This window comes from Microbacterium sp. Soil_C_42, from assembly GCF_057656735.1.
The window spans coordinates 1-10,892 of record NZ_JBDGJU010000010.1; the positions used below are offsets into that span (position 1 = coordinate 1).

11 protein-coding genes are annotated in these 10,892 nt (G+C 69.6%); 9 read left to right on the top strand and 2 right to left on the bottom strand.

Translation table 11 applies throughout. The features are described 5' to 3' along the window. The 8 genes from AC3A46_RS08340 to AC3A46_RS08375 form a co-directional block, all read left to right on the top strand. On the top strand, positions 1 to 512 hold a 512-nt coding region (locus AC3A46_RS08340; RefSeq protein ID WP_487664734.1), incomplete at its 5' end, for an SCO6880 family protein. Then, positions 512 to 2,122: a hypothetical protein gene (locus AC3A46_RS08345; RefSeq protein WP_487664735.1), complete on the top strand. Its 1,611-nt coding sequence runs from the start codon at positions 512 to 514 to the stop codon at positions 2,120 to 2,122. The genes AC3A46_RS08340 and AC3A46_RS08345, both read left to right, overlap by 1 nt. 2 nt (positions 2,123 to 2,124) lie before the next feature. Beyond that, on the top strand, positions 2,125 to 3,456 hold the full coding sequence (locus AC3A46_RS08350; protein WP_487664736.1) for a ParA family protein: 1,332 nt from the start codon (positions 2,125 to 2,127) through the stop codon (positions 3,454 to 3,456). Between the two features lie 45 nt (positions 3,457 to 3,501). Next, positions 3,502 to 5,334, top strand: a complete 1,833-nt coding sequence (locus tag AC3A46_RS08355; RefSeq protein WP_487664737.1) for a type IV secretory system conjugative DNA transfer family protein — start codon at positions 3,502 to 3,504, stop codon at positions 5,332 to 5,334. After that, positions 5,331 to 5,726: a hypothetical protein gene (locus AC3A46_RS08360; RefSeq protein WP_487664738.1), complete on the top strand. Its 396-nt coding sequence runs from the start codon at positions 5,331 to 5,333 to the stop codon at positions 5,724 to 5,726. Before AC3A46_RS08355 ends, AC3A46_RS08360 begins: the two co-directional genes overlap by 4 nt. Continuing rightward, entirely contained in the window at positions 5,723 to 6,286 is a 564-nt protein-coding gene (locus AC3A46_RS08365) for a hypothetical protein (RefSeq protein ID WP_487664739.1), read from the top strand. Before AC3A46_RS08360 ends, AC3A46_RS08365 begins: the two co-directional genes overlap by 4 nt. Continuing rightward, the gene (locus tag AC3A46_RS08370) at positions 6,240 to 6,686 is read left to right on the top strand and encodes a single-stranded DNA-binding protein (RefSeq protein ID WP_487664740.1); all 447 of its coding nucleotides are present in this window, start codon (positions 6,240 to 6,242) and stop codon (positions 6,684 to 6,686) included. The genes AC3A46_RS08365 and AC3A46_RS08370 overlap by 47 nt, the downstream gene beginning before the upstream one ends. Before the next feature lie 148 nt (positions 6,687 to 6,834). Next, on the top strand, positions 6,835 to 6,966 hold the full coding sequence (locus AC3A46_RS08375; RefSeq protein ID WP_487664741.1) for a hypothetical protein: 132 nt from the start codon (positions 6,835 to 6,837) through the stop codon (positions 6,964 to 6,966). Positions 6,967 to 6,994: 28 nt separating this feature from the next. On the opposite strand, the gene AC3A46_RS08380 is transcribed toward AC3A46_RS08375, so the two are convergent. Continuing rightward, positions 6,995 to 7,216 carry a hypothetical protein gene (locus AC3A46_RS08380; RefSeq protein ID WP_487664742.1) on the bottom strand — a complete coding sequence of 74 codons (222 nt, stop codon included), beginning with the start codon at positions 7,214 to 7,216 and terminating at the stop codon, positions 6,995 to 6,997. 114 nt (positions 7,217 to 7,330) lie between these two features. Between AC3A46_RS08380 and AC3A46_RS08385 the strand changes: the two genes are divergently transcribed. Beyond that, positions 7,331 to 7,639, top strand: coding sequence for a hypothetical protein (locus AC3A46_RS08385; RefSeq protein ID WP_487664743.1), 309 nt, complete (start codon positions 7,331 to 7,333; stop codon positions 7,637 to 7,639). Positions 7,640 to 7,663: 24 nt separating this feature from the next. Here AC3A46_RS08385 and AC3A46_RS08390 read toward each other — a convergent pair whose 3' ends face one another. Beyond that, complete coding sequence (locus tag AC3A46_RS08390; RefSeq protein ID WP_487664744.1) at positions 7,664 to 10,810, bottom strand: AAA family ATPase; 3,147 nt, start codon at positions 10,808 to 10,810, stop codon at positions 7,664 to 7,666. Positions 10,811 to 10,892: the final 82 nt, after the last annotated feature.

Sequence of the window (10,892 nt, forward strand, 5' to 3'; positions counted from 1 at the left end):
AGGGCCGCAACGGGATCGTGGTCACCGACTCCGCGGTGCACACCACGATGTGGGTGCACGAATGGCCCCGCTCCGACTCCCCCGTCGGATTCCTCGCGCCGGTGGTGTTCGCCCGCCACCCCCACACCGGGGAAGCGATCACCCACATCTTCTCCATCGTCCTCACCCCCGTCCCCGTCAGTAAGGCGTTGAAGCGGATCCGGGATGAGAAGAAGGTGTGGCGTGGCAACGAGAAGCTGCGGGCGAAGCGGGGCGCGGACGGGTCGGCGGCGGATGCAGCGGACTGGAAGGCGCTGGAGCAGCAGGAGCAGGAGATCGCGAACGGGCACGGCGAGTTCCAGTACGGCGCCTACCTCACCGTCACCGCCCCCGACGAGGAACGCCTCGACCAGGCCATCGCCGGGATGCGCAACGCGCTGTCGCGGGCGGGCATGGAGGCGCAGATCCTGTACTGCCAGCAGGCCGAAGCGCTGATGGTGAACGCGATCCCGGTCGGGCTGGGGATGAAGTGATGACCCGCCACGCCGCCACCTTCACCCCCACCGGCCTCACCCGCCGCGAGAAGCGTGACCTGCAGAAGCAGATCACCCAAGCCCGCACAGAAGCGACGCCGGCCGGGTCGTCGCGACGGGACCGGTCGCTGCCGGAGCCGGCGGTGCCGGGCCCGTTCGGGCCGGGGATCACGCAGGGCGGGTACTGGAATCTGGCGAAGGCCTGGATCCCGGCGCATCAGGCGACCTCGCAGCACATCGCCGGGATCTACCCGTTCGTCGCGGACAGTGGCCTCGGCCACCGCGGTCCCATCCTCGGGGTGGATCTGAACGCCGACGCGCTCTGGCATTTCTCCCCGTGGGAGGCATACGTCGACTCCACGGAGCGCGGCACCTTCTCCACGAACATTCTGGTCCTCGGCGCGTACCGGGGCGGGAAGTCCGCGACCGTGAAGACCCTCGTGACTCGGTCAATCGCGTTCGGACACCAAGTCGTCGTCCCCTCCGACCCAAAAGGCGAATGGGTGACTGTCGCGGAGGCGATCCCGGGCGGGCGGGTTATCCGGCTCGGCGGCGGCACCGGCACCCGCCTCAACCCGCTGGACCGTGGCCCGCGGCGTACGGGGGCGTCGGATGAGCAGCACGAGCAGATGGTGAAGCAGCGCCGCATCGGTACCCTCATCGCGCTCATCGAGATGACCCTGGGGAACCGGCTTACCGCGGTCGAGCACGCCGCCATCCTCGACGCCCTCGAGCGGTGCATCACCCGCACCGGCGACCGCCCCACCCTCCACGGCGTCTACGACGAGCTCGGCCACCTCGCCGGCGACACCCAGGCCGCCTTCCGCGCCGCGGAGGGGGCGATCCAGCCACGGTTCGTGCTCCGCCGATTCGTGGAAGGCGACCTCTCTGGGCTCTTCGAAGACGAATCGACGGTCGAGTTCGACCAGGACGCGCCCATCGTCGTCACCGACACCAGCGAGCTGTTCGCCCGCGGGGACCTGGCCGCGCAGCTGACCCAGGTGTGTTCGACGGCGTGGATTCAGGCGGTGATCTCGGATCGGGCGGCGCGGCGGACCCGGTATGTGGTGCGGGAGGAGGGGTGGCGGGACATGACCTCGCTAGCGTCGCTGCAGATGTTCCAGCAGTGGCTGAAACTGTCCCGGCACTACGGGATCAGCAACATCGTCATCCTGCACAAGATGGGCGACCTCGACGCCGTCGGCGAAGACGGCTCCCTGGAACGCTCCCTCGCGTACTCGATCGTCGGGGACATCGAGAACAAGTTCATCTTCCGCGTCAACCACCAAGAACAGACCGCCCTTCGCACCCGGCTCAGCCTGCCCGCCCCGCATGTGGAGATGGCGAGGCAGCTGCGCAAGGGCGAGTTCCTCGCCTACGTCGGCCAGTACTCCTACCTGGTGGACTGCTTCGCCACCTCCACGCCGTGGGAGTACGAACTGTTCGCCACCGATGACGCGGTGAACCCCGCCGACCAGGACGACGCCACCGTCCGGGTCATCGACGCCGGCGCGCTCGACGACTACTGGCCCCAACCCGCCAACCCCGCCGACAGCACCGTGGACGGCTGGCTGACCGCCGAGACCCGCGACCTGACCGAGGAGCTGTGATCATGACCACCGTCATCCACCCCCGCACCTACGCGACCGTCACCGGCCCGAACGCGACGTTCATCACCACCGACGGACACACCGAATCCGTCACGGCTACGGCCGATGAGGACATCCGGCACGCGGTGATCCGCCGCGCCAGCGACGAGGCCCGCCGCGCCGGCACCCCGGTGGAGCTCGTGACCTCCGGCGACCGCGGCAGACACCACCTGCTCGTCGACCCCGCCGGCGACCTCACCCTCATCCCCACCAAGGCAGGAGCCGCGATCGGCGACGAGGACGGGGCAGATGAGCATGATCTGAATCTGGGTCCGTACCAGGACTTCGACGACACAGTCGCGACAGCACGTGGAGAGGAGGTGAGGGAACAGGCTTCGCAGCCGGACGCACTCCTCGCAGGTTCCGCGCCGGCTGCGGAGTCCCCCCGCCCCACCTTCCTCACCCCCACCACCGACACCACACCCCCGGTCACCGGGTGGCGCGGGATCCTCGTCGGCCTCGGCATCACCGTCCGCCCCTCCGCCGCCGAGGTGCGACGGGGCGAGGAGCGGGCGCTGGTGTCGAGGCAGTGGGCGGGATGCCGCACCCTCGCTGTCGTCAACGGCAAGGGCGGGGTCGGCAAGACGATGACCACGGCGATGCTCGCCGCCGTCTACGCCCGCGAGGGTGGCGGGACGGTGCTGGCGTGGGACAACAACGACACCCGCGGCACCCTCGGCTGGCGCACCGAGCAAGGCCTGTACGACACCACCCTCCGCGACCTGCTCCCGGTCGCCCGGTACCTGCTGGCTGCGGAGGCGGGGGTGTCGGAGATCGCCCGGTTCGTGCATCACCAGCCCGCCGACCGGTACGACGTGCTCCGTTCCAACCCGGAATTGCTCGCCACCGACCAGCGCATCGGGGCGGCGGATTTTGACCTGCTGATGCAGGTCGCGGCCCGGTTCTACCGGCTGGTGATCTTCGATTCCGGCAACGACGAATCCGCCGAACGATGGCTGCGGATGATCGACTCCTCCTACCAGCTCGTCCTGCCCACCCTCGCCAACGCCGAGTCCGCTGAGTCCGCCGCGCTGCTGCTCGACGCGCTCCGTGGCCGCGACGAACGTTCCGCCGCCCTCGCTGACCGGGCGGTGGTCATCGTTACCCAGGCCGAACCCTCCGGCAGTGCTGAGGCCCGCCGGATCGCGGATGGGTTTGCCGAGCATGTCCGCGCCGTGCACATCATCCCGTTCGATCCTGCGCTGAAGGCTGGGCCGCTGCGGTTCGACAATCTGCGGGCCCGCACCCGGGACGCCTGGCTGGCTGTCGCCGCCTCCGCCGCCGAGGCCCTCTGAACCGGCAGACCCATGAACCAGGGCATCCTCGGGAAAGCAGTCGCGGTGATCATCGCCGCTGGGGTGCTGCTCGCCCTCGCGTTCGGGTTCTTCACCGAAGCGCTCACCGCCGTGGCCTGCGGCGTCCGCCCGGTCCCCGCGTACCTGTTCGCCGGACTCGTCCTTGCTCTCACCGGCGACACCATCGCCTACACAACACCGGCGGGCTGCGAGATGCCCGTCGCCCTGATCCGCGTCGCCGATGGGGTCGCGGTCGCGTTGGTGGCGGGGCTGGTGTGGTGGGTGTGGGTGGCGGTGCGGCGGTATCGGGAGTCGGACCGGGCGTTCATCACCGACCTGCGCACCCGCCCCGGCTTCGCTACAGCTTCTGAGGTTCGCGACCACCTCTCCGCCAAGGCCGTGCTCCGCCGCGCCCACCAACTCCGCCCCGACATCCCGAAACCCACCGCCACCGATGTCGGATGGCGCGTCGGGAGGTCGCGAGGGCAGGACGTGTACGTGTCCATCGAGGACTCCGTCGCCCTCGAAGGACCGCCTCGGTCGGGTAAGGGGTACCGGGTGCTGATCTCGGCGATCCTGGACTGGTCCGGTCCGCTGATCACCACGTCGACCACGAACGACAACCTGACCGCGACGATGCGGATGCGGCAGACCCGCGGCCAGGTCCACGTGTTCGACCCGCAAGGCCTCTCCGGCATCCGCCACCCCCTCCGTATCTCCCCGATCGCCGGCGGCGAAGACCCCCTCATCGCGATGCAACGCGGCGCCGCGATCATCACCGGCACCGCCTTGGGCGCTTCCCGCACCAACGAGGAATGGGCGCAAGCGTCCGGGGTCGTCCTCGGGCGGCTGCTGCACGCCGCGGCCGTCGGCGGCAAGACGATCGCCGAGTTGTACGACTGGGGCACGAGCCCCGCGCAGACCCGTGCGGCGGTCGACATCCTGAAGACGGACGGCACCGCCGGATGGGGTGACAGTCTGGACGCCACCATCTCCGCGGACGAGAAGCTCGTCTCCTCCATCTGGTTCGGCGTGCAAGGCGCTGTCGCGCCGCTCGCGGTTCCGCAGATCCGCGACGCGCTCATGCCCCGCCCGGGCGATGCGGTGTTCGACCCGCGCGAGTTCCTCGACACCGCGAACACCCTCTACCTGATCGGGTCCTCATCCGGTGCGTCGGCGATGGGCGGGTGGCTGGGCGCCGTCCTGGACGACATCGTCGAGGTCGCCCGAACCACCGCGCTCGCCTCGGCTGGTTCCCGCCTCCCTCACCCGCTGGGCCTGATTCTGGATGAGATCGCGAACATGTTCCGGTGGGGGAACCTGCCGCGGATCATGGCCGACGGTGGCGGCCGAGGGATCTGCACCTTCATCGTGCTGCAGGCCCTCTCCCAGGCAGAGACGTCCTGGTCCCGCGCCGAAGCCGACACCATCTGGGCCGCCGCCACCGCAAAGGTCCTCCTCGGTGGCGCCAGCCATGTCGACCACCTGCGCGACATCGAATCGCTGCTCGGAACCCGCGACACCCGCCGCGAACAGCGCTCCTGGTCCACCCGCGAGGCCGGGCACTCCACCAGCGAGCACCACGAACGCCGACCGCTGATGTCGGTCGACGAGATCCGCCGGCTGCCACCCAGCGTCGGCCTGCTCGCGTACAGAAACCGCCGCAGTGTGCTGCTGGACCTGGCTGGCTGGGACGAACGCCGTGACGCGCACACCATCCAGACCACCAAGCGGGAGACCGAGCAGGAGCAGCGGGCCGTGTTCGACACGAACGCTCGTGTCCCGAGCTCCCGGCCTTCCGCAGCTCCGAACACTGGGACGTCCGAACCCCCGGAGTCCGGGACTTCCGAACCGCTGGAGGGGGTGAGGGAGGAATGAGCAACCGTCGCCGCCCGGCACTGTTCAACCTGTACCGCAACGAGTTCCTCCGCTCGAAGGCCTGGTTCGCGCGCCGCGACCGCTGGTTCACCCAACACTCGACCACGGGCCAGCCGCTCACCTGTGCGGGCTGCGGCAGGGTCGCGACCCGGTCCCAGTTGGAGCTGCACCACCTCGACTACCGCGGCGTCAAGATGAACGACGGCGAGTTCCGCGCGCTCGAGCGGCACGAGGACCTGGTTCCGATGCACCCGTACTGCCACGACCTGCTGCACCGGCTCATCGACCGCGACGCCGTCCTCTCCCGCAACCGCACCCGCCGCACCGCCTCCCACCTCGCGCTCGCCCGGCTGCGGCAGAAGCTGCAGCCCGACCACGGGGACGCCGCATGAGCGACCTGCCCCCTCCCCCGGACTACGACGACGCGCTCGGCAACGACATCGCCGGCCACGACCCCAACCAGAGGTACGGGTCATCGGAGCCGCTCGGCGCGCACATCATCAACTGGCGCACCCTCCCCGACCACGAGGCCCCCGCCGCCTGGACGGCGCTCCGGGACTGGGTGGAATGGTTCACCGTCCGCTACCGCATCTCCGAATCCGTGGTCCCGGCCTGCTGGTACAAGCACGGGCAGCTCGTCGAAGAACTCTCCGCGCTGCACACCGCGCACACCGTCGCGTTCGACACCACCGACGCCGGCTTCGGCCCCATCGGCTGGCACGAACGACTCAGCCTCGCCCTCCCCCGCATCGCGAAGGCATACTCCGGCGGCTGCGCCCGCGGACACGACCCCCTCAAACCCCGCTCATGGGACGGGATCACCGATGAGCAGGAATGGAACGCGTGGACCACCCAGGCCCACGCCCACCGAGACACCCCGGTGTCTCTGACAGGAAGGAAGAAGGATGACCACCAGGATCCCCGTCACCATCGAGGGCAACCTCACCAGTGACCCGGAACACGGCAACGCCGAATCAGGCAACGAGTACGCCCGGTTCACCGTCGCCATCAACGACCGGCGTCTCAACGAGACCACCAATAGGTGGGAGGACGTCGGCACCGTGTTCCACCGGGTCGTCGTGTTCAACCAGCAGGCCCGGCACGTCGCCGACTCGCTCCGCAAAGGCGACAGCGTGATCGTCGCCGGTGACCTCCGGTTCGGCACGTACGTCGACAAGGAGACCGGACAGTCCCGGGAGACCCGCGACATCGTCGCGGACAACGTCGGCGCGTCGCTGAAGTTCGCCGACGTCAACGTCGACCGTTCCCCAAAAGCTAACGGCCCCGCAGCACACGCTTCGGGGCCGATAGCGACACCGGCCTCGTACGCCGGCGCCGAACTGTCACGCTGACCTGAACCAACAGACAAGCGGGGCGAGAGTCACTGTACTCTCGCCCCGCCACTCTGCCCACCCGACGCAACACCCAGTCCCGGCTGGGCGTCGTCACATTTCCACGGGATCCGGACAGCCTCTGCCGCTCCGGCGTAGTGTCGGCGCCATGAGCGACCCCCTCGACGAGGCGCAACAGCCGCGCTGTCCCGAGTGCTCGGCCGTGCTGCGCGACGCCGGCCACGGCTTCGCCTGCCACTCGTGCCGGATCGTCGTGATCGGCAGCATCCCCTCCGCCTGACCCGGCTTCCGCACGCTGGAGGTGCGGGCTAGATGTAGCAGTGGTGCACGTGCCAGTCGGTCTCGGCCCGGTAGACGTCGAACACCACCGTCTCACCGGCCTCATCCGTCGCCTGGAACCGCCACCCATACAACCCACGAGAGGGCTCGCCGGGTGTCGCCCAGATCGAGTCCCGCAACCGGGTCGGGATGTCGGTGACGCGCCATCGCCGGCCGGCGTAGAACATCCGCACCGGGATGTCGTCGACCATCCATAGAGTCACTTCGTGTTCTACCGTCACCTCGACCATGACACATGATAATAGAACATAGATTCGATACTTGCTAGAGTCGAGATGCGGCCGGATGAGGGGATGTCCGGGGACATGGGGACCAACAAACGGTACGCCGAGTATTACGACCGGCAGATGGACAACCGCATCCTGCAGCGCATCGCCGAGGAGAACCCGCTGCAGTCGCTGACGGCGGAGGAGCGCCGCGAAGACACCCTTCCGGTGACGCGGGACCCGCAACCGAAGGCGTGGAAGGCGTGGGTGCGGTTCGGGCCGCACGCGATGCGCGTCGACGCCGTGGTGGTGGTCTGGAACGACCTGGCCTGCGGGATCCAGTTCACGGTCGGCGACAAGGAGTTGCGCTGCTGGGTGTGGGCGAATGCGGTGAGCGCCGTCGCTTGAGGACGGCGCGGTCGAGCCCCGCTGTCAGCGGCGCAGATACGGCGCCGTCGGAAGGGTCGACAAGGCGGGCGATGCTGCATGCGCGTGGCGCGCGACGTCCTCGGCGCGGTGTTGCGCGGAGTCCAGCATGGCCCGGACGCGGCGTTCGGTCTCGGCGAAGTCGAGCTGGTGCGCGTGCTCGCGATGCGTTCGGACGAGGTCGGCGTGGTCGCGGGCGCGGGATTGGTACTCGTCGGCGAGCCGTTCCCGCATGGCGTGGATCTCGCCGTCCACACCGTTCGGGCGGGCGTGTCCGGTTGCCGTGTCGCCGGCGATCCGTGCGTCGAGGTCGAGGAGCGTGCGCCACGTGGCGTGCAGCCAGTCGGTGGCCGCGTCGATCTCACTGCGGGTCGTCGCTTCTCGCCGCTGGTACTCGGCGTGTACCCGGTCGATGTCGAGAACGTGGCCAAGGGGTCGTCGGGCGTGGTCGGTCCACGGGACGGGCACGGGTGGGCGGGCGGCGCGGCCCAGTTCAGTGCGGGCGGCGCGGAGCGAGTCGTCGATGCTCACCTCGGGGAGGCCGCGGAGCATGCTGTCCGCGATCCGGTCCCGTGCCGCCGCGCCAGTCCCGGCGATCGCGATCGCCTCATTGTGGACGCGGCCGCGGGTCATCCCGACGTAGAGCCCGGACGCGTCCACGCCAGGGCCGACGACAGCGGCGTCGGTGGTCTCCCCCTGGATGCCGTGCACCGTCGACGCGTAGGCCAGGTGAACGTGTCGGGCCGCATAGTCGAGGGCGACTGTCCGGGTATCGCCGCTGTCGGAGGCGCTGACCAACTCCAGGCCGGCGGGGGTGATGTGGCGGATGGTCCAGACGGCCCGGTTGTCGACGTCGGCAGCGCGGTCGTTGCGGCGGGTCTGTACCACGTCCCCCTCCAGCAGTCGCTGCTCTCCCTGCCCGACCGCGATCCGCTGCAGCGTGAGCGCGCCGGCATCGAGGCGGCGCTGCTGGATGGCCTCGTTGATCGCGTCGGCTTCTTCGTTGGTGCCGGTGACCACGGCGACACGGTGCTGGTTGCGCGTCCACCGAAAGTACGCCTCGACCATCACGTCGCGCGCCTGAACATGGTCGGACACCCGATGGATCAGGCCGCGCACATCCAGCTCGGCGGCGACAGCGAGCGCGGCTTCCTTGGACGCGGGTTCCCGCATCCGCAGTGTTACCGCGGCGTAGTCCGGGTCGCGGAACCGGTGCACCGCGGTGAGCTCGACGACCGCAGTCGCGCGGCGGGTGAGCGCCGCCATCGCGCCGGAGTGTCCGACAGGCCGGGCCTGCAGGGGATCGCCCACCATCGCGATCCCCGCACCGGTATCGGCCGCCACGGTGGTCAATGCGTTCGCGGTGTGAAGGTCGACCATGCTCGCCTCATCCACCACGATCCGATCCCCCGCAGTCAGCGGGAACCGCCGCGGCCCCTCGTACACGTACCCTGTCGCGGGGTCGGCGTCGCCTGCAGCCAGCCGGGTCCACACCTCGGCGCCGGCGTCGTCGCGCCCCCACCGGTAACCGTGATCGGCCAGGAGAGCGTGCAGGCTCGACGCCGTTGTACCCAGCTCGCGGCCGGCGACCGAGGCCGCCTTCTTCGTCGGGGCCACCACCACCATCGCCCGTCCGCGGCGGGCCAGTGCGCTCTTCGCGACCCGCAGCATGGTGGTCTTGCCGGCACCCGCAGGACCCGTGACGGACACCAGCCGATCGGTACCCGCGATCGCCGCAGCCGCCGCCACCTGCTGACGTTCCAGTGCCACCCCCTCCCGCAGCACCTCGCCGGCCCTCGCGAGTACCTCGTCCTCGGATGCCGGGGCACCGGGGTGCGTGAGGGCGTCCAGTCGGGCGGCGAGTTCGACCTTCAACGCGGCGGTCGCGCTCGCCATGTAACCCTTCACATGGGCGGGCCGTTCTCCCTCCTCCGCGAGCAGGTCGACGGTGAGCTCGACGGCGCGGCACAGCACCTCATCGATCACCGACTGCAGCTCCTCACGCGCGCCGACGACGCCCGACGAGGCAAGCGCGCGGGTCGCGCCGGCACGCAGATCGAACATGCTGAATCGTCCCCCGCAGGCGGTGGAGCGGGCATCCGCGTCCACGGCGGCACGCGCCGCGAGCAGACCGAGGTCGAGATCGTCCAACGCGACCGCCAGCACCGGCACCGCGGCTCGTGGCTCCAGGAGGGTGGAGTCGAGGGTGGTGAGTTCGTCGGTGATGAGGTGTTCCCAGACGGTCTCGTCGATGGTGTCGGGCTTGTTCGGGCGGGCCTTCGCCCACGCCAGCCGGTCGATCTGATGCAGCTGGTCCGGGCTTGGATCCTGTCCGGGATGCTCGGCCCGCCACGCGGCGAGCAGCATCGCCCGGTTCGCTTCGATCTGTGTCGACCGCCGTGACAGCGGCCGCACCACGTGCGCCAACTCGGCGATCTCGCCGTCGGCGTTCAGGGTGTAGCCGTGGCGGGCGAGCGCGTGCAGCCAGTCCGGGTCGGTGCGGGCCGCGAGCTCTCCCTCCGCGTTGATGACGGTGTGCAGCTTCATCGCCACCCGGGAGTCCACGTTGGACCACTGCCCGTCCTGCCCCAGCACCTTCACACTCAGCCACAGGTGCCGATGGATGTGCGGGTCCAGCGCCCGGGAACGGCGGTGCTGCAACTCCACGACCTCGACCCGGTGCAGGGCTTCGCGGATGCGGCCGCCCGCGCCACGACGGGCATTGAGCTCCGCCTGCCAGGTGGTGATGATGCGGTCCCGCAGTCGGTCCTGCAGCGCTTCGAATGCCGCCGCGAGCTCCGGGTGGATGAGCGCGGCGATGCTGTAGGACTTCGGCGCGTTGATCGTGCCGTCCAGAATCAGGTCGGCGTCGGCGGAACGGAGATCGCGGCCCCGTCGCTCCCCCGTCACCGGGTCGCAGCCATCCACCCACCGTCGCAGCGCCATCTCGTCCAGCAGGTCCGTCCGGATCACGCCGGCCGCGACCGTGAACCGCGTCACACCAGCCGAGCCATCGGCGCTGTAACCGGCGAGCGCCTCCACCCCAGCCGATCGCAGGTGGGAGTCGCAGGATCCCTTCAGGGCGTACGACATCGCCTGCCGAACCCCCTGCGATTCGACACCCCGCTTCCACCGCTCGAGGCCACCCCGCATGCCACCAGAGTAGACCTCAACTGCTTAACTCGAAACTACTTCCACAGAAAGTGCCTGCGTGCATTCCGATTATTCTTGGTCG